The 21,202-nt window shown below is 70.2% G+C and carries 22 protein-coding genes and 2 pseudogenes; 10 read left to right on the forward strand and 14 right to left on the reverse strand.

Annotated features, from left to right (window positions below):
- Positions 1 to 373: 373 nt before the first annotated feature.
- Positions 374 to 982 carry a DUF2867 domain-containing protein gene (locus ACZ4XX_RS24270; protein ID WP_468509965.1) on the reverse strand — a complete coding sequence of 203 codons (609 nt, stop codon included), beginning with the start codon at positions 980 to 982 and terminating at the stop codon, positions 374 to 376.
- Between the two features lie 95 nt (positions 983 to 1,077).
- Between ACZ4XX_RS24270 and ACZ4XX_RS24275 the strand changes: the two genes are divergently transcribed.
- Positions 1,078 to 1,635 (forward strand): TetR family transcriptional regulator, encoded by a 558-nt coding sequence (locus ACZ4XX_RS24275; RefSeq protein ID WP_468509966.1) that lies wholly within the window; start codon positions 1,078 to 1,080, stop codon positions 1,633 to 1,635.
- A gap of 258 nt (positions 1,636 to 1,893) precedes the next feature.
- Here ACZ4XX_RS24275 and ACZ4XX_RS24280 read toward each other — a convergent pair whose 3' ends face one another.
- The gene (locus ACZ4XX_RS24280; protein WP_468509967.1) at positions 1,894 to 4,356 is read right to left on the reverse strand and encodes a glycoside hydrolase family 9 protein; all 2,463 of its coding nucleotides are present in this window, start codon (positions 4,354 to 4,356) and stop codon (positions 1,894 to 1,896) included.
- A 1,005-nt stretch (positions 4,357 to 5,361) separates the two neighbouring features.
- Here ACZ4XX_RS24280 and ACZ4XX_RS24285 point away from each other — a divergent pair.
- From ACZ4XX_RS24285 to ACZ4XX_RS24295, 3 genes and pseudogenes are all read left to right on the forward strand, one after another.
- The gene (locus tag ACZ4XX_RS24285; RefSeq protein ID WP_468509968.1) at positions 5,362 to 5,556 is read left to right on the forward strand and encodes a hypothetical protein; all 195 of its coding nucleotides are present in this window, start codon (positions 5,362 to 5,364) and stop codon (positions 5,554 to 5,556) included.
- Positions 5,557 to 5,777: 221 nt separating this feature from the next.
- On the forward strand, positions 5,778 to 6,338 hold the full coding sequence (locus ACZ4XX_RS24290) for an SUKH-4 family immunity protein (RefSeq protein WP_468509969.1): 561 nt from the start codon (positions 5,778 to 5,780) through the stop codon (positions 6,336 to 6,338).
- Between the two features lie 59 nt (positions 6,339 to 6,397).
- Positions 6,398 to 6,736 (forward strand): annotated as a pseudogene (locus ACZ4XX_RS24295) (IS5/IS1182 family transposase); the annotation flags it as partial.
- Between the two features lie 68 nt (positions 6,737 to 6,804).
- Here the strand turns inward: ACZ4XX_RS24295 and ACZ4XX_RS24300 are convergent.
- Complete coding sequence (locus ACZ4XX_RS24300; protein ID WP_468509970.1) at positions 6,805 to 7,236, reverse strand: VOC family protein; 432 nt, start codon at positions 7,234 to 7,236, stop codon at positions 6,805 to 6,807.
- 148 nt (positions 7,237 to 7,384) lie between these two features.
- Between ACZ4XX_RS24300 and ACZ4XX_RS24305 the strand changes: the two genes are divergently transcribed.
- Positions 7,385 to 7,894 carry an HIT family protein gene (locus ACZ4XX_RS24305; RefSeq protein WP_468509971.1) on the forward strand — a complete coding sequence of 170 codons (510 nt, stop codon included), beginning with the start codon at positions 7,385 to 7,387 and terminating at the stop codon, positions 7,892 to 7,894.
- A gap of 93 nt (positions 7,895 to 7,987) precedes the next feature.
- Here ACZ4XX_RS24305 and ACZ4XX_RS24310 read toward each other — a convergent pair whose 3' ends face one another.
- From ACZ4XX_RS24310 to ACZ4XX_RS24340, 7 genes are all read right to left on the reverse strand, one after another.
- Entirely contained in the window at positions 7,988 to 9,355 is a 1,368-nt protein-coding gene (locus ACZ4XX_RS24310; protein WP_468509972.1) for a mycothione reductase, read from the reverse strand.
- A 120-nt stretch (positions 9,356 to 9,475) separates the two neighbouring features.
- Complete coding sequence (locus ACZ4XX_RS24315; protein ID WP_468509973.1) at positions 9,476 to 10,582, reverse strand: iron-containing redox enzyme family protein; 1,107 nt, start codon at positions 10,580 to 10,582, stop codon at positions 9,476 to 9,478.
- Positions 10,579 to 10,965, reverse strand: a complete 387-nt coding sequence (locus ACZ4XX_RS24320; RefSeq protein ID WP_468509974.1) for a CDGSH iron-sulfur domain-containing protein — start codon at positions 10,963 to 10,965, stop codon at positions 10,579 to 10,581. Before ACZ4XX_RS24320 ends, ACZ4XX_RS24315 begins: the two co-directional genes overlap by 4 nt.
- A complete protein-coding gene (locus ACZ4XX_RS24325) occupies positions 10,955 to 11,605 on the reverse strand; it encodes a HemK2/MTQ2 family protein methyltransferase (protein WP_468510013.1) in 651 nt (216 codons plus the stop codon). Before ACZ4XX_RS24325 ends, ACZ4XX_RS24320 begins: the two co-directional genes overlap by 11 nt.
- Positions 11,606 to 11,991: 386 nt before the next feature.
- Positions 11,992 to 13,044 (reverse strand): YncE family protein, encoded by a 1,053-nt coding sequence (locus ACZ4XX_RS24330; RefSeq protein ID WP_468509975.1) that lies wholly within the window; start codon positions 13,042 to 13,044, stop codon positions 11,992 to 11,994.
- 296 nt (positions 13,045 to 13,340) lie between these two features.
- The gene (locus tag ACZ4XX_RS24335) at positions 13,341 to 13,829 is read right to left on the reverse strand and encodes a flavin reductase family protein (RefSeq protein ID WP_468509976.1); all 489 of its coding nucleotides are present in this window, start codon (positions 13,827 to 13,829) and stop codon (positions 13,341 to 13,343) included.
- Positions 13,826 to 13,987, reverse strand: coding sequence for a hypothetical protein (locus ACZ4XX_RS24340; protein ID WP_468509977.1), 162 nt, complete (start codon positions 13,985 to 13,987; stop codon positions 13,826 to 13,828). The genes ACZ4XX_RS24335 and ACZ4XX_RS24340 overlap by 4 nt, the downstream gene beginning before the upstream one ends.
- A gap of 192 nt (positions 13,988 to 14,179) precedes the next feature.
- Between ACZ4XX_RS24340 and ACZ4XX_RS24345 the strand changes: the two genes are divergently transcribed.
- Positions 14,180 to 14,440, forward strand: coding sequence for a WhiB family transcriptional regulator (locus ACZ4XX_RS24345; protein ID WP_468509978.1), 261 nt, complete (start codon positions 14,180 to 14,182; stop codon positions 14,438 to 14,440).
- A gap of 93 nt (positions 14,441 to 14,533) precedes the next feature.
- Here ACZ4XX_RS24345 and ACZ4XX_RS24350 read toward each other — a convergent pair whose 3' ends face one another.
- From ACZ4XX_RS24350 to ACZ4XX_RS24360, 3 genes are all read right to left on the reverse strand, one after another.
- Positions 14,534 to 15,178, reverse strand: coding sequence for a dihydrofolate reductase family protein (locus ACZ4XX_RS24350; protein WP_468509979.1), 645 nt, complete (start codon positions 15,176 to 15,178; stop codon positions 14,534 to 14,536).
- Between the two features lie 303 nt (positions 15,179 to 15,481).
- Positions 15,482 to 16,663 carry a PP2C family protein-serine/threonine phosphatase gene (locus ACZ4XX_RS24355; RefSeq protein WP_468509980.1) on the reverse strand — a complete coding sequence of 394 codons (1,182 nt, stop codon included), beginning with the start codon at positions 16,661 to 16,663 and terminating at the stop codon, positions 15,482 to 15,484.
- Between the two features lie 682 nt (positions 16,664 to 17,345).
- Positions 17,346 to 17,501, reverse strand: a complete 156-nt coding sequence (locus ACZ4XX_RS24360; protein WP_468509981.1) for a hydrophobic protein — start codon at positions 17,499 to 17,501, stop codon at positions 17,346 to 17,348.
- 283 nt (positions 17,502 to 17,784) lie between these two features.
- Between ACZ4XX_RS24360 and ACZ4XX_RS24365 the strand changes: the two genes are divergently transcribed.
- The 4 genes and pseudogenes from ACZ4XX_RS24365 to ACZ4XX_RS24380 all read left to right on the forward strand — a co-directional run.
- Positions 17,785 to 17,943: a CBS domain-containing protein gene (locus ACZ4XX_RS24365; RefSeq protein ID WP_468509982.1), complete on the forward strand. Its 159-nt coding sequence runs from the start codon at positions 17,785 to 17,787 to the stop codon at positions 17,941 to 17,943.
- A 42-nt stretch (positions 17,944 to 17,985) separates the two neighbouring features.
- Entirely contained in the window at positions 17,986 to 18,393 is a 408-nt protein-coding gene (locus ACZ4XX_RS24370; protein WP_468509983.1) for an STAS domain-containing protein, read from the forward strand.
- A 64-nt stretch (positions 18,394 to 18,457) separates the two neighbouring features.
- Positions 18,458 to 18,976 carry a hypothetical protein gene (locus ACZ4XX_RS24375; RefSeq protein WP_468509984.1) on the forward strand — a complete coding sequence of 173 codons (519 nt, stop codon included), beginning with the start codon at positions 18,458 to 18,460 and terminating at the stop codon, positions 18,974 to 18,976.
- 162 nt (positions 18,977 to 19,138) lie between these two features.
- Positions 19,139 to 19,603: pseudogene (locus ACZ4XX_RS24380) on the forward strand (SRPBCC family protein); the annotation flags it as partial.
- Positions 19,604 to 20,001: 398 nt separating this feature from the next.
- On the opposite strand, the gene ACZ4XX_RS24385 reads toward ACZ4XX_RS24380, so the two are convergent.
- Positions 20,002 to 21,120 (reverse strand): carboxylate-amine ligase, encoded by a 1,119-nt coding sequence (locus ACZ4XX_RS24385; protein WP_468509985.1) that lies wholly within the window; start codon positions 21,118 to 21,120, stop codon positions 20,002 to 20,004.
- Positions 21,121 to 21,202: the final 82 nt, after the last annotated feature.

Consider the following 21,202-nt stretch of genomic DNA (forward strand, 5'->3'; position numbering starts at 1 on the left):
GAAGAGCGGTACAGGAGACGCGAAGCCGCTGACCGGGCCGTCACCAAGCTGAAGCACCCAGGAAGACGACGTCGGTCTCCGGTGGTGACGGCTCAGGCGTCCTTCGGCCACCAAGTCGATGTTCGTCGCCTCGACTTGTGCGCGGTTCGCAGCAACGGCTCGCGGGCGATCGGTCATGGCGGTGCCCATTCGATTCACCTGGGCGTCCGCCCCCCAGCCGGCACACTTTCGTCCACGGACCCTGTGCCCACTCTCTTGGGGGCCACCGGACGCGCCGAACTGCCCGGACACTCCCGTCTCACCGCGTGGCGCCGGGCCGGCACACCCCGCGCAGAGGCTCAGACGCCGGGCTCGCATCTCGGCGTGGGATGCGTCAGCCGGCTGCTCGGCGTGCCGTGTTCTCTTCCCACTCCCGGCCGATCGATCGCATCAGGGCGGGGTAGACCCCCAGGTACCGGAAGGGCTTGATGCCGAGCATGTACAGCGAGCCGAGGCGACCGTTGGGCTTCACGAGAACGGCCATCTGACCGCGGTACCCGCCTTTGCCGTCGGAGACCCAGCCGATGTGCATCACGCCGTGCATGGTCTTGTTGGCGTACTCGGCGGCCCACTCGTCGTGTGTCTGGAAGACCGAGGTGAAGGGCGCCGTGCTGAGGTCCGGCCCCTGCGGCCCCTCACGCAGGTCGTCCGGCAGCCGGTTGCGCAGCGTCTCCACCCGGCCGCCGACGCCCGAGTCCGGCTTGTCCCATCCGAGCAGCGCGCCGAGCTTCCAGCGTACCGAGAAGAGGAATCGGCCCACGGGGTTGCCACCGTCCGGACCGTCCTTGCCGTCCGCCATCTGCTGCACCAGGAGGTGCAGGTCGTCCGGGCCGCCCGGCGTCGGCAGTGCCCACAGATCCTCGAGCCGGAAGTCACCGGCGACCTCGTGGATCCGCCAGGGGCGGGACGTGTGGTCGGTTACGGGAAGGCGCAGATCGCTCATGGCAAATCCCTGTCTATACGGTGGCGTATAGATCGAGCATAGACCCCTCCATACGGCTCCGTATACTTGACCGGGACATGTGAGAGGAGACACGGATGGGCACGATCCGCACGCCGCGGGACAAGTGGATCGAGGAAGGGCTGCGTGCGCTTGCCGCCGGCGGTCCCGAAGCCGTCCGGGTCGAGGTCCTCGCCCAGACGCTCGGCGTCAGCAAGGGCGGTTTCTACGGCTACTTCCGCAACCGCGCCGGCCTGCTGGAGGAAATGCTCGACACCTGGGAACGCGGGGTCACCGAGGGTGTCATCGAGCGGATCGAATGCGACGGGGGCGACGCCCGCGAGCGCCTCGGGCGCCTCTTCGACTTCGTGGGGTCGGGCGGCACGCCCGTGACCAACGCGGGGGTCGAGCTCGCGATCCGTGACTGGGCACGGCGCGACGAAGGAGTCTCGCGTCGCCTCCGCCGGGCCGACAACCGGCGCATGGACTATCTGCGCGAGCTCTACGGGGCCTTCTGCCCCGACGAGAGCGAAGTCGAGGCCCGCTGCCTGATCACCTTCTCACTGCGCATCGGCGACCACCTCATCGCCGCCGACAACGGCCCTCGCAGTCGCACGGAAGTCCTCACCACCATCAGGAACCGGCTGTTGGACTGACTGATCGATCCAGCATCATCTCCAGAGCCAGAGCCAGAGCCAGAGCCAGAGTTCGGGGTCGGGGTCGGGGTCGGGGCCGGGCTCGGGGCCGGGATCGGCGGTGCAGCCGAGGCCGGTGGCGGTCCCGGCTGTGGAGCCGGCGGCAACAGATGCGGATCCCAGGGCGACGGCCCCGCCCTGAATTCCGCATGCGCCTCGGTGTCCCCGGGAGGCGCGGGCGCCTTGGCCCCGCGCACCCCCGAGAGATCACCGAGCGCCTCAGGAGCAGGTCGCGCCGTTCAGGGTGAACCGCGTGGGTGCCGCGTTCGTACCCGCGTACGTCGCCTGGAACCCGAAGGAAGCGCTCGCGCCGACCGCCAGCGCGCCGTTCCACCCGGCGTCCTTGGCGGTCGCGGAGCTGCCCGACTGGCTCACGGTCGCGTTCCAGGCGCTGCTGATCTTCTGGTCACCCGAGAAGGTCCACCCGAGGGTCCAGCCGGAGATGGCCGAGGTGCCGGTGTTCTTCACGGCCACCGTGGCCGTGAAGCCGTTGCCCCAGGAGCTCTCGACCCGGTACGTCACCTCACAGGACGCCGTGGGCGGCGCGACGTCGTCCTCGACCTCGGTCGCCGTGAAGGTGCCCGCCGAGACCCCGGTGCCGCCAGCGGTGAACGTCGCAGTTCCTGCGACCGTGTCGCCGTCCTGCGCGGCGGACACGGAGACCTGCTGCGAAGCGGCCCAGTTGGCGGGCGTGAAAACCAGCGGCGTGCCTGCGGTCGCGGTGAGGTCCTGGTCGCCCGCCGTGCGGGACACCGTCACCGTGACGTTCTGCGCGGGCGCGGCCGACAGTCGTACGCTCACCGCGGCGGAGCCGCCCTCAGGCACGGTCACCGCGGTGGGTGTCACCTGCACCGCGGGCGTCGCCGGAGCACCGCGCCGCTCCGCGGCGAAGGCCACCAGCCATGCCAGTGACGAGTTCCAGTTGATCGCCACCTCGTTGGTGGAGTACGAGCCGATGTCGTCCACGTAACAGGCCGCCGGGGCACAGCCGTTCAGCCGCTCCTTCGCCACCGGGTCGTCAAGCCCCGCGTTCGGTCCGCCGGCGAACGAGCCGGCCGGCGGGTGCGGCAGCGTGGCGTCGTTCTGATGCGCCCAGAAGCGGTGGTGCTGGTTCTCGGAGGCACGCTCGCCGTAGCCGGTGACGTAGGAGTGGTCCAGGGCGTTGCGCCCCAGGAGGTAGTCCAGCGCCTCCAGGGCTCCCGCGCGGTAGCGCGGTGCACCGGTGATCTCGTACGCGACGGCGAGGGTCATCGCGTTGTTGGTGACAGCGCTGTTGGATCCCCACCCGTAGCCCGTGACGGGGATCGGCACCGCGTAGCCCCCTGCGGCCATGGTGGACAGGTGTCCGTCGGCTGCGGCGGTCAGCAGGCCGCGTACCCGGGCGACATCGTCGGCGGGCAGGGCGATCCCGGGGACGGTGGCGAGGGTGATCCGCCCGAGGGTGGCCGTACCGCCCCACCAGAACGCGTCCGCGGGCCTCGCATGGTGCGGAGAGGAGGTCACGGCGTCCCGGTACTGCGTGTCGCCGGTGGTGGCGAGCAGTTCGGCCGCGGCCCAGTAGAACTCGTCCGAGACGTCCGCGTCCTCGTACGCCCCGCCGCCGGCGTTGTCGGTCGCCGGGGCGAGCGTGTCGGGGTTGGCCTTCGCCGCTGCCCAGGCCCGGCGGGCGGCGTCAAGGCAGCGGGAGGCGAACGCGGAGTCGTACGGTGCGTACACCCGAGCGCACTGGGCGGCCGTGGCCGCCAGATTCAGCGTCGCAGCCGTGGACGGACGGTGCAGTTCACGCTGCTTGTCGTCGAGTTCGGGCCGCATGGGGAGACCGGTCCACTCGGTGTCGTGCATCTTGTGGAAGGCCATGCCGGCTGACGGCTTGCCGACAGGAACCTGCATCCGCATCAGGAACTCCAGCTCCCAGCGGGCCTCGTCCAGTACGTCCGGCACCCCGTTGCCGCGCTCGGGCACCCGCAGGGTCGAATCGCCGAGTGCGGCGTCACCGCCCGAACGGCGTGCCCGCTCGTAGGAGTTGACCACCTGCCAGGTCGCGATCCCGCCGTTGACCACGTACTTGCCGTGGTCACCCGCGTCGTACCAGCCGCCGCGGACGTCCAGCCGGTAGTCGCACACGCCCGCCTGGCACGGCACGCTGGTGTCACCCTTGTTCGGCGCCACGCCCACGTGCCCGGCGGGACGTGCGTACGCGCTGCCCGTCAGGCCCGCGTCGATCGCGGTTCCGCTGCGCTGCTGGTAGAAGAACGACATGCTGTCGGCGCGCAGCCCGTCGTACAGTGCGGCAGAAATGTCGAACGGGTGGCTGGCCTGTCCGCCGACGACCAGGGTGAAGCCTGAGCCTGTGCCGCTGTAGCCGCCGAAGTCCACCAGGTGCGTCGACTGACCGGACGCCTGGTCGGCGCCTCTCACCGTCGTCGTGCCCGCGGCGACCTGTGCTCCAGCGGCGTCGCGTAGTTGCCAGGAGAGAGGAGCGGTGGCCGAGCTGACCACGGTGGCCCGCTTCGGCCCGTCGGGCAGATAGCCGAGCTGGTTGACCCGGACGGGAAGATCGGCGGGGGCCGCGAGGGCCGCACCGCTGCCTGCACCGGCGGAGTCCACCGCGAACGCGGTGCTGGTCAGAGTGCCGGCGGCCAGGGCGAGACCGGTGAACACGACAGTAGCGCGACGTAACACGCCGCGGAGGATGACAGGAGGCAAGGGTGGGGGCCTTCCACGAGGGGGGAACGGAACTGAACCGATGGGAGCGCTCCCATGTGCCATCAAGCCAGTGCTCCGGGTATCCCGTCAAGAGACCTGCAGGGAAAGACCGTCGGCCCGGACCCGTCGAAGACCGACGCGGTCGCCTGGGTGACCATTACGGTCGCATCGATGCAGGACATCGCAGCCTCGGTGACCTGCACCGCAGCCTCGGTCACCCACACGGCCGCGGCAACATGACGGTGCCGGCCTCGGCGTTCATGCCGATGACGGTAGGCCCCCGTCGACTGGAGCGGACGTCGAACATGCCGAGCACGCTCAACCTGCCGCCGCCGGTTCCGCGACGTCGGAGGACAGCAGCGCAGACGAAAGCTTCCCTTCGCGCCGGATGGAACGTCTGGGACGCCGCGGGCACGGACCAGAGATCGGAAGACGCCTCTCCGCTGCCACTCCCCCACCCGGGCCACGGCGTCGGCCGGCGTTCTCAACGGCTCCAGGCCTCCAGTGACGCTCCGGGGATGGACGGGACTGCGCCTGCCCGAAGCAGCTCCTCATGCCTTTTGTATCCTGGCCATCAAGGGGGCACCATGCATGATCAGCAGGGCTGGGACGACGACAGCGCATACAGATCAGCTGTGAGACGCACACGGATCACGATGGCATTCGCGCTGGTCGTGACGCTGTTGGTGATAGGGAGCGTCACTGTCGGCATCTTCGGGGTATCGCTGTTCCTGGACCTTGCCGAAGCTCTGAGTCGGTAGCTGTACCCCCGCCTCCCCCCTCATGCCCCGGAGCGGGAATCACGGGGCATCACGGGAACACCGGACACTCACCACCGCCGGCATACGTACGGCCCCTGACCTGACACCTGGTCAGCGCATGACCTGCAGCCCAACCGGCCGGCGGCCTCCCGGATCCGGCGGATTCCGGTGGCTCACACCCACCTCACTCGATCTGCACGCCTCGGGCTACATTCACCAGATGAACACCGAGGAGCGAGTGAGCTGCGCGTTCTGTATGGAGACCACCGACGTCAGCCCCTCCGGGGATGGCGTCGCGTTGGAGATCACACGGGCCGGCGAACGGAGCACGCAGTTCGTGTGGGCCCACCTGAACTGTCTGGACGAGCGCCTTCACCCACAGATCACCCGTGGCCCATGGCTCGGCGACTACTAGGAAGTCGATCGACAACGCTGTTCGCGATGCTCGCCGACGCCTGGCGGACACGGGTGGATGCACGAGCCAGGGGTGGCGCGCGCCAACTCTCCCGCCGCAGTGTTGAACGCGTTCACCTGGTCTGACAGGGCATCTCGGGAACCTGACAACTGGCCGCTGCCGACGGCGGACAGGTCGTCCGAGTGGGGTCGGGGCCACAGCCGATGAAAGAGGACCGTTCGATGGTGACGTACGACCAGCTGACCGAGTGGGCCGGTCTGGGGCATGTCACGCGAGCCGGACGGAACGTTGTGGCCGGTTGGCGGATCCCGGGCTTCATGAAGGCACAGCTCGTCGATGTGGGCATCCCCCTGGCTCCGCGCCTCATCGAACGAGTCGTGATGCAGAGCGGGGCTGAGCCGGCCCTGCTCACGTCCCGGGGCCCGCTCTACCGTCTCACCGAGCAGGCAGACCCCGATGACGAGGCCGAGCGGTCATCGTTCGGTGTGGAGCCGGAGACCGGGGCGGTCTACTTCGTCATGCCGGACGGGGCGGCGTGGTTCGCCAACTCGGGTGTCGACGTGTGGCTCGACGTCCTGCACCGTTACGGCACTCGCGTCACAGCCTCAGAGCTTCTCAGCGAGCCGGACGGCCCCGAAGAGTACCTCTCCGAGGAGGAGGAAGAGCGGGCTTTCGCCGAACTGAACCGGCTGGTCGAGGAGCTGAAGGAGATCGACCCGGCGGCCTTCAACGGCTACGAGGGGTTTCTCTGGCCAGGGCTCTTGGACCGCTGGCTCTACTGACCCTGGCCGGCCAATCCAGTGCCCGCAAGTCTGGACCGTGCAGGAACGCCAGGCCCACCGACACGGTGCTGATCGTGGACGGCACCCTGGTGCCGACACGGGACTTCAGCGTGGCGGAGCAGTCCAACAACTACCGCCCCTCGACCAACCATCAGGTCGTCATGGACGCCGACACCCGGCGTGATCATCCCGCACCGCCGAGAACCCGTCCAGACCGAGCTACCGGCCTGGACGGAGCCCACAACACCTCTCACCGCAAAGTCCGCGCCCGAGTCGAGCACGCCTCCGCCCGCATGAAGACCTGGAAGATCCTGCGCGACCGCCGTCTCGGAGGCGACGGTGTGCGCCACGCGATGCAAGGCGTTGCCCGCCTACACGACCTCGCTCTCACAGGATGACTCCCGCCGCATGCGGGATCTGAGCTGTCGCCGGGAGAGGGCCCCCACCTCGCAGTCTCGGAGGAGAATCAGCCGAGGCAGAACTCGTTGCCCTCGATGTCCTGCATCGTGATGCACGACTCGTTGACGCCATCGGCGCGTTGCGTCAGCACGTGTTTCGCGCCGAGCGCCATCAGCCGTGCGCATTCGGCCTCGAGTGTGGCCAGGCGCTCGTCACCCACGAGCCCGGCACCGGCCCGCACACAGAGATGCACCCGGTTCTTGACGACCTTGCCTTCGGGAACTCGCTGGAAGAGCAGGCGCGGGGCCACGCCCGAGGGATCGGTACACGCGAAGTAGATCTCGTCCTCGGGCGGCAGCGAGCCGTGGTACTCCCCCCACGTGGCAAAGCCCTCCGGCACCGTCGGTACGACGTACCCCAACACCTCGCACCAGAAAGCGGCGAGGCGCGCAGGTTCGGCGCAGTCGAAGGTCACCTGGAACTGCTTGATCGTTGACATCGGCGCACGATAGCAGGGGCCCTGATCATCTCGCCGGTCGGTACGCTGCACGTCGTCGGGAGGGGGCACCTGCTACCGGTTACGGTGTCGTGCGGCGGGGGTGCACCGAAGTCACGCCGCCGTCTTCCCCGAGCCCGAGGAGACGCACGTGACACAGCCCGACCGACGGCCCATGGACCTGGACGCCTACGAGGTTCGTGCACGGCGCGGCCCTTGCTTCGTGTGCGCCTTCCTCGACGGGAACCCTGACTACGAGCACCACCTGGTCTACGAGGATGCCGATCACGTCGCCTTCCTCGACCGGTATCCCACACTGCCCGGCAAGGTACTGGTCGCTCCCAAGCGCCACATCGAGCATGTCGTCAGTGGCTTCACCGACGACGACTATGTCGCCATCATGCGCGTGGTGCGCAAGGTGGCCCTGGCCGTCGAGAAGGTATGCGCGCCGGAGCGCGTCTACCTTCTGTCGTTGGGCGCGCAGGGTGGAAACTCCCACGTCCACTGGCATGTCGCGGGCCTGCCGCCGGACGTGCCCTACGGCGAGCAGCAGTTCCACGCGCTCATGTCGGAGAACGGGATCCTGGACGTTTCACCGGACGAGGCCGCGGCGGTGGCGGCGCGGCTCCGCGAGCAGCTCCGCGAGCAGCTCGCTTCATGACGATCGACACCCCCTCTCTGACGGTGCCGGTCAGACCGCTCGGTGACGGCCGCCACGAGGACATCGCCCCGTTGCCACCCGTGACGGGAGGACTCAGAGGTCGAGGTCCAGCAGGGCGTTCTCCACGACTTCGGTGAGCGCGGGATGGATCCAGTACGGAGACCGGGCGAGCGTGGTGGCGTCGATGCCGAGTGTCGCCGCCAGGACGAGGGGCTGGATGAGCGTCGAGGCCTCGGCTCCCATGAGGTGGGCGCCGAGGAGGCGCCCTGTGCCGGGCTCGGCGAGCACCTTGCAGAACCCGGTGGTGTCCTCCATCGCCCAGCCGTAGGCCACGTCGCCGTAGCCGGCCATGCCCACCACATGGTCCAGCCCTCTCGCTCGGCAGTCCTGCTCGGTGACGCCGACCGAGGCGATCTGGGGCTGCGTGAAGACCGCCGCCGGTACCAGGTCGTGGTCGGCGGCGATGAGGTCGTCCGGGTGGCGGAGGTTGTGAGCGACGACCTCCGCCTCACGGTTGGCGACGTGCTTGAGGGGTACCGGCGAGCAGACGTCCCCCAGGGCGAAGACGCCTTCCGCGGTGGTGCGCTGATGGCGGTCGACACGCACCCGGCCGTCGTCGTGGATCGCGATGCCGGCGGCTTCCAGGCTGAGCTTGTCGCTGTTCGGGGTCCGGCCCACCGCGACGAGCAGCACGTCCGCCTCGACCGTGGCTCCGTCGTCCAGGGTCAGCCGTAGCGCGCCCGGCTCCCCGCCGACCGCCGTGAGCTCTCGGCCGAGCCTGAGGTCGTAGCGGGAGCGGACCAGCTCGGTGAACCGCTCCGCGACCGTCTCGTCCTGCGGCCCGAGCAGGCGCTCCTCCTTCTCCACGATGGTGATGGAGGAACCCGCCTCCGCGAAGACCTCGGCCAGCTCCGCGGCGATGTATCCGCCCCCGAGGATCGCCAGGTGCCGGGGCGGAGCGTCGATGCGCATGATCGTGTCGGAGGTCTCGTACGGCAGTCCCGACTCCGCGACAGGACCGGGGATCGAGGGCCGGCCGCCCACCGCGACGACGATCTGCCCGGCGCTGACGTCGACGGTCCCGTGCTCACCCTCGATCCGAAGGCTCCTGGGCCCGATGAACCGGGCGCTGCCCTCGTACACGGTGACCGAGTCCTGTCGCACGCGCCCCTGACGGCCGCTGTCCCGTTCACTGTCCAGCCGCCCGAAGACCCGGTCGCGCACCTCGCGCCAGCGCACCCCTCGCAGCTCGGCGTCGACGTCGTACGCCCCGGCCTCCCGTACCGTCCGGGCGACCTGCGCGGTGTACGCGAGCATCTTGCTCGGGATGCATCCGGAGTTGAGGCAGGTGCCGCCGAACCAGCGTTCCTCGACGATGGCCACGTCCAGATCGGCGAACGAATCGTCGACGACGGCGTTGCCGGATCCCGCACCGATGACGACAAGATCGTGGTGACGCATCCGGCCAGCCTACGAGGCTCGATACCGGCCGATGCTCAGACGCACCGGCCCGCGTCACACTCCTCCCCCGAGTTCACCCGCGTCGGGGGCGTCGCGCGGCTCGCTCTCAGGTCCGCGCGCTCAGGGGCGTGCGTTCAGCGGCGTACGCAACGCACTGCGTCCCTCGTCCCAGGCCGCCCCGATGTGCTCCGCGAGGCGGTCCTCCAAGTGGACCGTGGCCGCGCAGCCGAAGGCGATGTCAGGCTCCAGGGACGGCTCGTCGGCAAGCAGTCCGCCGATGACCTCACGGCGTACGACCTGCTCGTGCACGGCGTCCGCCTCGACGTGCTCGTCGTAGAACCGCTCGGCCGCCCTTCCTGCACCGCAGCGCCGCATCGCCTTGGCGAGTCGCCTGGAGCCGGGTGACGAGGTCACCTCTACACAGGCGAAGTGACCGACGAGGAGACCTCGGTGGGACCGGTGGAGCCCGAAGAGGGACATCAGGTTGACGGTGGCGAGCAGCGGCGCGGGGGCCTGGTCCAGGTAGCGGCCGTACGCGGGGTCGAGGCCAAGGTCCACCATGAGCTCGGCGAAGAGCTGGGCGTGGATCCGGTCGGGGCGGCCGGCACCGAACTCGTCGTACTCGATGGCGGCCATCGCCGCCTTGGCCCGGCCCCGCAGCCGAGGGATCACCCAGACGTGCGGGTCGGCTTCCTTGAGGTGATAGAGGGAGCGAAGGGCCGCGTACTCCCGCAACTGCCACAGCTCGCCCTTCCGTTCCAGGTGGCGACTTACACCGCTCACGGAGTCCAGCGGTTCGACGAGGAGCGGGGCGAAGGCCTCGGCGACCGATCGGGGCGCGTCGAGGAGTTCCGTGCTCAGGGCGTGCAGGAAGCGGGACTCCACGGCCTGGCGCAGCCGCAGGAGTTCCGGGTCCCACTCGCGGTCGTCGTCCACACCGTCGAAGCCGCGGTAGTGGAGCTCGTAGAGGAGGTAGAGCGCGAGCTGGAGGTCCTCGCCCCAGGGGTCGGCCGTCAGTACGGCGCCCGGGCGGTACGCCGGAGTGCCGTTCGACCGCAGGGCCTCGGTGACAGCGGAGGACAGCGGGCCGCGCGGTTCCACGAGGCGGGGCCCGGCTGCGGCCTCCGAGACCGCGGGGGCTGTGGCGGTGGTGGTCGCGGCTGCTGTGGGGCTCGTGTTGGCTGTGCGGCTTGTGGCGCTTGTGGTGCTCGTGAACGAGGGCGTCATGAGGTGCTCCTGTCCTCGGAGGGAGGGACGGCGCGCTGCCGGGGCCGGTGGCTGGTGTCGCACCACGGGTAGATACGGCTGCGGCGGCAGGTGCAGAGGGCGACCATGAAGCGCTCGGAGCGGGCGACCGTCCCGTCGTCGAGCACGATCTCGACCGGTCCCTCGACCAGGACAGGTCCCTTCGGGTCCTTAGGCGCGTGGTGGGCAGGCCTCTCAGCACGGTGGGCCGGCCCCTCCGTGTGATGGGCAGGCCCCTCCGCGTGGTCCTGGCCGGGAGTGTTCCGGGAGTCTCCGTCGGTACGCCGGGAGCCACCGGTGGTGGTCCGGGAGTCACCTGGAGCGTTCCGAGAGCCGCCGGCGGTGCTCCGGGAGTCAGCGTGCACGGATGACCACCAGCTCTTCCCGTTCCTCGGCTTCAGTCGCCAGGCCCACCCGCGTCAGCCAGGACCGGCGCGAGCGCAGGACGGGCCCCCACGGCACTGAGGTCCTGGCCGTGACCTGCGCGTCCATGCCCACCCGTCTCAATCGGTCCACGGTCTCCTGAGCACCGCACATCTGGGAATGGACCAGCAGCAGCACCCCGCCGGGCCTCAGCAGCGCCGGAGCGCCCGCGCAGATGCGATCGATGACGCCGCGCCCGTCCGGTCCGGCGTCCCAGGCCCGCGCCGGCCCTCGCGAGGGCAGCAGGACGTCCGGTGCCGGCACGTAGGGCGGATTCGAGACGATGAGATCGAAGCGGCGGCCCGCGCTGCGCGCCGCGAAGTCGCCGTGGACGACGCGCAGGGGCAGTCTTCGGCGCAGGGCGTTCAGGCGGGCGGTGACAACGGCGAGCCATGAGACGTCGACCGCCGTGACCCGTGCCCGTCGCTGCGCTGCGTCGAGGGCGAGCGCGCCGGTACCCGTACCGATCTCCAGTACCTCGGTCCCGGGACCGAGGTCCTCGTGGGCGAGGGCGTGGGCGAGCAGACGTGTGTCCGCCTGCGGTCGGTAGACGCCCGGCAGGGCGATCAGCCCGCCTGGCAGTGTGCCCACGGGCAGAGCAGTACCGGACACGGGACACCTCCAGGATCGACACGACTGATCGCGGACGGGACGGCGCCGTCCCGCTCCTCCTGGCGACTGCCCCGTGCACGGCGGCTCATCCGCGATGCTGCGATCTATCGACGCGCAGGGAGGTGTGGGACACGAAGAGTGACCACGAACGAGCTGGGTTGGGCACGAAAGGTGACCACCAACTGTTGGATACGAAGAGTGAGCACGTAGCCGTACCGTTCCGTTCCGTTCCGAGATCGCCAGAACCAGGCCCCACTGCAGGAGGTGGCCGGGGGTCCCGTCTCCGAGTGCGTCGTCGCAGTGGCCTCGCGAGCGGGCGCGAGATGCCAGGACGTCCGCCTCGCCGCGCCGGGCCCTCAGGCGGGGCGCGGGAGATAGGCCAGGCCGTGCGCGCCGGCCTCGCCGAGCTTGGCGATGTCCAGCCGGGCCAGGAGATCCAGCGTCTCCAGGTCGACGACATCGACGGTGGAGGAGACGGCGCAGGCCACATAGGCGAGTCGGCCGTCGGGAGACGAGGTGATGGTCAGCGGGAAGAGCCCGACCGCGAGTTCACCCACCTGCTTGCGCGTGTCGGCGGCGAACACGGTGAGGCGGCCGGGTGCGTGGCGTCCGAGTCGCGACCCAGGATCGGGTGTCATGCGCACTTCGCCCGCCAGCAACTTCCCCGTCGAGGTCAGATGCACCGGCAGGACGATGCCCTCCGTGGGCAGGGTGTCGACGACGGACACCCTGCGGGCGTCGATGACCCGGACTCCCGTGGCCGGCCGTCCTTCGACCGCGGCGGAGAAGTCGCCGTAGGGCGCGGCGACGAAGGCGTACGCGCCGTCGGCGGAGACGGCGAGGCCCTCGCTGCCCGGTACCTCGACCTTCGAGGTGAGGACGCCCCGTTCGAGGTCGACGACCGATACGAACGGCGCCTCCTTGTTGGTGGCGTACCCCGTCCTGCCCGCCGGGTCGATGGCGAACCAGTGCGGGCCGGGTGCGTCCGTGTCGATCCTGCCCACGGGCCGACGGGTCGCCGTGTCGATGACCACGACACCGCCTGACCGGTCCGCGGCGCCCTCCACACTGACGTAGAGCCGGCCGCGCGTCGGGTCCAACGCCAAGCCGTGCGGGCCGTGTTCCGGGCCGATGTCGACGATCTCGACGATACGGCGGGTGTCGGGGTCGATGACGGCCAGGTCGGTGCGCCGGCCTCCGTTCGCGTGGTAGTAGCCCGAGTTGTACGTCAACGTGCACCACAGGAGCCGGTGCGTCGCATCGAGGCACAACTCGTGGGGCTCGGCCGGGACCTCCACGTGGCCGAGGTGGCGGTCGGACACGGCATCGAAGAACGAGACGGTCGGACCGCTCTGGCTGACGACGGCCAGGACATCGCCTTCCCGACCGGTTCGGGGGGACTGGTGCACAACAGCTCCTTGAGAAGGGACGAAGGGAGGAATGCCGCGCGTTCCGCGGACGTCTCCACTGTCCGTGCCACAGGGCTCCACAACCATGCAAAGATGGGTATCCAATCATTGCCTCAGATGCAAAACTGCAGGTCAGGAGCGATTGATGGATCTCAACCTGCTGCGCGTCCTGGACGCCTTAAACGTCCTAACAGAAGCCCCTCACTCGGCACTGGCAGCGCGTGCTCCGACGGCCCGCATTCGACGGTGGGGGGTTACGTGCAGCTCAGGTGGAGGCTGCGTGCGGGCTCCTGGCCTCAGGCCGGGTGGCCCGGTTCGAGGTTCCGCAGTTCCCGGTATCGGAGCAGCGCGGGCGGTGGGCCCTCTGTCGGTGGACACACCGCCACGGGGGCCAGAAGGAAACCCATGTGGTCGCCGCCGTCGATGTGCCCCTCGATCCGGCCGGTGAACCAGGTGGGCAGCTGCTCCAGGACCGGGCTGCCTCCCTCTCCCGGCCGCCAGCCGACCGCAGTGAACTTGTCGACCCGGTCACCCGTTTCCGACCCGAAGAGCTCAGCGAGCGCCCGCGCGTCCTGATGGAGCAGGTGCACGGTGAGGAACTCCGCCTCGCGCGCGACGCGGTACGTGTGATTGGCGACCGACAGCCACACGGCGAACCGTGGCGGGTCGATGGAGCACTGCGAGGCGAAGCCCACCAGGCAGCCCGCCCGTTCGCCGCCGGACGCGGCGGTCACCACGTACATGGGGCCGTCGAGCATGTCGGTGAAAGGAGCGAGGTCCGTCACAGCGCCTCCTGGCGTTCCGCGTGGTCGGGGGGCGGGGTGGGGGCGGCGTCGGGGTCGGGGGTGAAGTCCGAGGGTCGGGCCGAGGAGGACAGGTCTGCCGACATGATCGCGATCTCCGCGAGTTCGCCGGGAGCGCGGGCTCGCGGTACTGCCGGCACCTGTCGACCGTCGCACTCTCCCACGCCCCTCCACGCCCTTCCACGCGCCGCCGGGCCCCCGCCCCACCGCGCCCGCACCTCACCCCGGCGCACCCGACTGATTCGTGTTCACGAGTGCTGACCACGTTTCAAGTAGCGCTGAGCGGTCAGCCGAATGGAACAACCTCCGTACTCCTAGACAGGAGGAATGACATGGACAACTGGCGCGCATCCGCTGCTTGCCAGAACATCGACCCCGACCTCTTCTTCCCGGTGGGGACCGGTGGCCCGGCTCTGGTCCAGGCCGAAGAGGCCAAGCGCATCTGCCGAGACTGCCCAGTTCAGACGGCATGCCTGAACTGGGCCATGGACGACGCCCGTCAGGTCACGGGAGTCTGGGGCGGCCTCGACGAGAACGAACGCCGTGCCCTCAAGCGGCGATTGCGCAATCGTGCGGCGGCCGCGGCAAGGTGAGGACCCCAGTCCCGGAGTGTGTCACTCCGGAGGGTGGCGGGAGGCCGTGGGCATCCCCGCATCCTCCTGCACGGCCGCTTCGCCCGGGGTGCCTCAGCCGTCGCTTTCGAGACCGCGGTCGGGGAGGCTCATGTCACCGGTCGCGGGAGTGCCGTCGGCGATCCCGTAACGCAGGAACACGGTCCCCTTCGGGCCGGCCACCGGGGGCGCGAGGAGCGTGACGTTGGTGGGCACCGCGCCGTCGTCGAACACCTTCTTCCCGACACCGAGCACGATCGGGTGCAGCCAGAGATCGATGCGGTCGAAGAGCTTCTCGCGCAGCAGCGTCTGCACGAGGTTCAGGCTCCCGACGACCTTCACGTCCTCGTGCCGGTCACGGATCTCACGCACCGCTTCTCCGAGGTCTGGGCCGAGCTGCGTGGACCCGGCCCACGACAGGTCGGGCCTGCCGTGAGACACCACGTACTTCGGGACGCTGTTGAACAACGCGGCGATCTCGCCGTCCTCGCCGCCGTCCTGGTGAGGCCAGTAGGCGGCGAAGATGTCGTACGTCCGCCGACCGAGCAGCAGGGCGTCCGTACCCTCGTACGCGGCACCGATCTGCGCCCCCGCGACCTCGTCCAGCAGGGGCGCCTGCCAGCCGCCGAAGGGGAAGCCCGCCGGGTCCTCGTCAGGACCGCCGGGCGCCTGCCCGACAAGGTCGAGGGTCGCGAACAACTCGATGGTGATGAGGCCCATGGCTTACTCCCGATGAGGCGGCTGTCTCCGTCAAGAGATAGCCCCTGCCGGTCGGCCGCCGACTCATCGACGCGACGGAACCCCGCTCACCCGGTCGCCGGTTGGGCCGTACGGCCGAAACCCGCGGTAAGCCGGCTTGCCGCGAACCTGCCGGTGATGGGACGCCTCCGCCGCGGACCCGGCATGGGACCGATCCGGCATGCGATGGATCCGGCATGGACATCGAGCCGCGTGCACGCGTCGGGGCCGGGGGTTCGCGCCTCCCGCGCCGAATCGAGCGCGTCGCGTCGCAGCGCATCGCGTCTACCGTTGCTCCCCCCAGGGGCCGTGCCAGTCCAGGCACAGGACCGTCGCGTCGTCCTTCGGAGGCCGCCCGCCGTAAGCGTCGGAGACCGCCCCGACGAGGGTACGTACGACCTCGCGTGGATGCTCGGTACCGGTCTCGCGCAGGAGGCGGGGAAGGTCGACCGTCCGTGCGTCGCGTTCCTGCATCCCGTCGGTGTGGAGCAGCAGGCGGTCACCGGGGCGCAGGTCCACGTCCTGTACCTGGTACGCGCCCTGCTCGACGATGCCGAAAGGCAGGTTGACCTTGAGGTGCAGCTGGTCGACCATTCCGTCGCGCAGCCGCAGCGGTGCTGGGTGGCCGGCGTTGACCAGCTGGGCGCTGGATCCGTCCAGGGCGATGCGCAGCAGCTGGCCGGTGGCGAGGGAGTGGCGGCCGTGTTCGAGGAGGGCTTGGTGGGTCTGGCGGGCCTGCTCGGCCAGGTCTTCCCCGGCTCGGCGGGCACCACGGGAGGCGTTGACGAGCAGGGTGGCCATGAGGGCGGCGCTGACGTCGTGGCCCATGGCGTCGGTGATGGAGAGGTGGAGCGTGCGGGCGTCGAGGCTGTGGTCGTAGGTGTCGCCGGCGATGTCGGAGGCCGGGACGAGGGCGCCGGCGAGGGTGAACTGGAGCGCTTCGCAGCAGGAGGCCGACGGCAGGAGCTGGCGCTGGATCTCGGCGGAGAGGCTGACCGTCGCGGTGCGGTTGCCCCAGTGGTAGAGGTCGGTGAACCTGCGGTCGGTGACGATGACGTACGCCAGCGCTCGCGCGGCCGCCTCGACCTGCTGCAGCACCTCCACGGGGGCGTGGTCGAGGGACAGTTCGAGGACTCCGATGATGTCGCCCCGGTTCGTCACCGGGGCGAGCAGCCGCTGCCCCTGCCCGCCTTCCGGAGCCAGCACCAGCCGCTGACCGCGCAGGACCTCGTCGTACGCCCCTGTACCGGAGAGCAGAACCTGCGCCGCTCGTTCCTCATGGTGGGCGTCCGGGGTGTCGTGGACGCGCAGCAGACGCCGGCCGACGACGTCGACACAGAGGAAGGACACGTGCCGGGCGCCGAACCGATCGCGCAGCTCGCGCATCACGACGCCGAGGGAATCCGCGGGCGCGGCTTTCTCCGCCGCTGCGAGGACCTCGGCCAGTCCGATCCGCTCACCCGTCACGTCAGCCTCCGAAATCGCGGCCCGCCGAGGCCAGGCCCAGCGGCACGCAGCGGGACGGCGCGCGGCGGTCGGCCCGCTCGACTCGGACGCTACACACTCACGGTCCGCTGCGACGTTCACACGCCGCGAGGGTCACCCGGGGCGGCGGCGACCGGGTCGGTCGAACGGCGACCCTCCCCGCCGATGGGGGGGCCGGCCCCGGCCTCCATCGGCGGCCGGGAAAGGCGACCGCCCTTCCGAGACCGCTCGGCAGCCGGCAGCCGACCTGCCCCGGTGGCAGGCCGCTCCGATCGCTCACCGAATCGTCGATCCCCCGTAGATCCCCCATCGCAGCTGGCCCGTCGCCGCTGGGCCGTCGAGGGAAGCAGCAAAGCTCGCCGCTGGGCCGTCGAGGGAAAGCAGCAAAAGCAGGGCGAGGCAGTCCTTGCGTTGCGTCGGCAGACGGGTCGTCGCCGGGCCGCTGCTCTCATCGACCATCGCCGGCCTGCCCACCCTCCAGCCCTGTGCCCGTGGCGCTCTGCGTCGCGGCGATCCTCGGCCATCCGGCCGTCGCGGCAGGCGACTACAGTCAGGTCGGTTCGGGGCTCGAGCCCCCATCGGCCCGGAGAACTCGGTGAGCCCGGTGAGGTGAGACAGGTGGGTCCGGTGAGCCCGGTGAGACAGACGGGCAGGGCGCCTCAGGTCACCACCGGTACCAGCGACCTCCGCCACTCCGCATTGCGAACCCCAGCAGCCACAGCACGAGTACGGCAATGGCGATCCACCACAGCACGTCGAGCGCGAAGCCCGCGCCGAAGAGGATCAGAATCACCAGCAGGACGAGAAGCAGGGGAACCATGACGCCACCTCCGAATGCCGTCGAAGGCCGCCGGGTCGTCCTCAAGGCGTGGCCTCCGCTCCCCTCGCGGCTGCCCGTTCTCGACGGTGCCATGCATCCGCCTCTGAGGTGATGCCCTGCATCCGTCGCCGAGACCGTGAGAGGAAGCCATCACGGAGGCCGCCACGGCGTGTGTCCATCGCTGGGAGAGGGCGAAGAACCGCGTTTCCGACGGTTGTGAACTCAGACAGCGGGAATGCGCCGTGAGAAACCCCTGCCCCGACCCGTACGAGGGTGACCGGCCATGACCACCACCGCACGTGACCTCATGACCCCGGACGCGACCTGCATCCGTCGGGACGAGACGCTCGTCGACGCCGCACGCACGATGGCCGACATCGCGCGTGTTCTTTCGGATCCCGAGGTCGGCGACCTCCTCGGCGCGGTCTCCGCGAAGTCCTGACGTCCGTCGTCGACGACGGACGCACGGCTGGACGCCCGCATCATGACCAGGAACCAAGGCCCCGCGGCTGCGACACCCCGTCCTTCGGCGGAGCTGCCGGCCTACCGGGCGGGGAACGTCGGATCGTGTGTCGTCCGGGATGCCTCGGCCGAGTCCGGCACCGTGTTTCTGACGCTGACCGGCTCCTTCGGCGTCAGCAACGTGTCCTGCCTGCACGAGGCCCTCAACGAGGCACGGCGCGACCGGGCTACCCACACCGTTCTCGACCTCGCGCGGGTCACCTTCGGTGATTCGTCCTTCCTGCACGAACTGCTCTCCGCGCACTTCTCCCACCACAACCTGCTCCTGATCGGACCGATCCCCCGGCGGCTGCACCACCTGTTCCTGCGGACGGGCACCCTTCGCCTGTTCACCGTCCTCCCGGACCGGACCCGTGTGGGGCTCGCCTGAGGCCCCATGGCCGTCGGCGGCCGAGAGCGTAGGACCTCGCACCCATCCCGCGGAGTTGATTCCCATGCCACCCGCCACCCGTGCCTCGCGCTCCCCCGCGCCGTACCCCTCCCCCGAGGGCGGAGGCGCACTCGCCGCGCGCACCGTCGAGCTGATGGCGTTGACGCTCGTCTCCGACGAGCTGGGGACGTTCACCGTGCCCCTCGAAGGCCCTGGGGTCGGTCTCCCGTACGAGCTGCCGGAGGGCGCGGTGGTCAGCATCGTGCTGACCTTCCGGCTGGGGGCAGACACGGACGGCCTGGTCTTCGAGACCGTCAGGGTCGGGGAGGGAGAGGATCCCGTGGCCCGGCGGAGCGCCTTGGGCAGCTTCCGTGCCGGGGGCCCCTACGAGATCAGGCTGCCGCCCGAACGGCTGCCCCTCGGGCGCGCCCACTGCGGCGCCTACGACGTGACGGCGCGGATGAGCGACGCCACGGGGATCGAGCACGCCTGGGTGCAGCATCGCTTCACGCTCGTCCGCCGGCTGCCCGGCGGAGCACTGCAGGCGCCCGAGAGTAACGGCGCCCGGACAGCACAGGGTTGAAGGCGACGGGGCCCGGAGGAAAACGGGGAGGTACGGAGACGGACGGCGGGCGGAAACCGGAGCGGGAAGTTCTCCGGATCGGCCGCCCGCGATTGGGGTCGGCCTCGCCGGGTACGCGCGGAAAGACACCGAATTGTTCACGACACAGGCAGGAGGCACGACATGAGCATGGTGAAGCAGACGATCGAGGTGGACGTTCCCGTGCGGAACGCCTACAACCAGTGGACGCAGTTCGAGGAGTTCCCGAGCTTCATGGAGGGCGTCGAGGACGTCACACAGGTCGACGACCGACACTGCCACTGGCAGACCAAGATCGCGGGTGTCCGGCGCGAGTTCGACACGGAGATCGTCGACCAACTGGCCGACGAGCGCATCTCGTGGCGTACGGTCGGCGGCGACGTGAAGCAGAAGGGTGTCGTCACCTTTCAGCAGCTCGACGAAGGTCACACCCGGGTGAGTCTGGCCATGGACGTGGAACCCGAAGGCATGGCCGAGAAGGCGGCCGACGCGCTCGGCATCCTGGACCGGCGGGTCAAGGGTGACCTCAAGCGGTTCAAGGGCTACATCGAGGACCACGGCCACGAGACCGGCGGCTGGCGCGGCCGCGTACGTCCTTCGGACACCGCCGACGCTCCGCCCCGCGGTGGCGGACTCACACCGTCCGACGCGCCGGTCCGGGAGGCTCCGGGGACGATGGGCGCGCCCGGTCCGACGAGTACGGCATCGGGAGCGCAGGAAGCCCGCCCGATGCCGCCTGTCGACCCCGGCGGCCCCCGCCTGAGCTGAGCTGACCACCGGGCAGGTCCGGCCACGGCCGCTCCCGCCCCGTCCACGCAGCCTGCCGCCCGCCCCCGCCACCGGGGGCGGGCGGACTCCAGCCACACGCACGAGCTCAATGTCTGATTCCCCCCGCCCCCTCGGCATGGCCGTCTCTGGCCCCCGCTCCCGCGCGATCGCCGGATGCCGCGCCAGCCTTGTCGGGAATCGTGACGGGACTCAGGCCCGCGGCGCGCCCGTCGTCGTGCTCAGCCCCGCTCCGTAGCGGCGGCCAAGGCGTCGACCACCGCGGTGAACCGCCCGCTGCGACGGAGCACGGCTCGCTGCCTGGCCGCCCCTCCTCCGTCCGTACGGATCCGGTCCCACTGCGCGCACACCCACTCCGTGTCGCCGGTCGCGTCCAGGGCCGGGCGGACGAAGCCGATCAGGGCGTCCACCAGGGTCGCCGCGGGCCGTTCCCGGCCGTCGACCGGATCCAGGCCAAGCCCTCCGAGGCCCTGGGCGGCGGCCAGCCGGTGCGCCTGCAACAGGTCGGGGCACGGCATCCGCGGCTCGGGTACGCGGGCGGCGATGCGAGACAACAAGGTGCCGGCGAGGCCGCGGACCAGGACCGCGAGCAGCACCACCGTGTCGAGGTCCGCATTGGCGTCGGCGACCCGGACCTCCAGGGTCGGCACGTGTTCCGAAGGCCGTGCGTGCCAGTACACCATGCGGTCGTCGAGGAGCGTCCCGTCCCCGACGAGCCGTGCGACATGGGCGAGATACTGGGGCTCGTCGAGTACAGGGGTGGGGCCGACGGTCGGCCAGCGTGCGTGTTCGACGGCGCGCCAGCTCGCGTAGCCCGTGTCTCGGCGTTGCGCGAAGGGAGAGTTTCCGGCAAGGGCCTGGAGGACCGGCAACCACGGTCTCATGTGCCGCGCGAGGGCGAGGGCCTGTCCGCGGTCGAGCTTCCCCACGTGGACGTGGCATCCGCAGACGAGCCCCTCGTCGCGCGTACTTCCGTCGTCGTGCCTGAGCAGCGGCGCGTAGCGCCGGGCCATCTGTCGGTAGCGCTCGGTGTTCGTGACCGTCAGCGGCTCCTCCGGGCTGAGCACCGGGGTGCCGCATGCGACCGGCACGCAGCGCTCGCTGCGGGCGGCCGCGGCAACCACTCCGCGCATCCACGTGAGTTCGTCGCGCAGGGCCGTCCGACAGGAGGTCGCCCGGGTGCAGGTCTCGATCTGCGCGTTGAAGAACTCTGTCTGCAGTTGCTCACCGAGGTCGCGGGAGGCCCGGTCGATCACCTGTGGCGCACGGTTCACGGGCGTGCGGGTGACGCGGTCGACCAGCATGAACTCTTCCTCGACACCCATCGTCAGGACATTCATCGCGACTCCTCACTCGGCACGCGCCTACCCTCGGCCGGGCCCACTATTCCGGCCGACCGTCCATGTCCCGGGCGCCGGTCGG

The organism is Streptomyces sp. NPDC029956 (assembly GCF_055574655.1).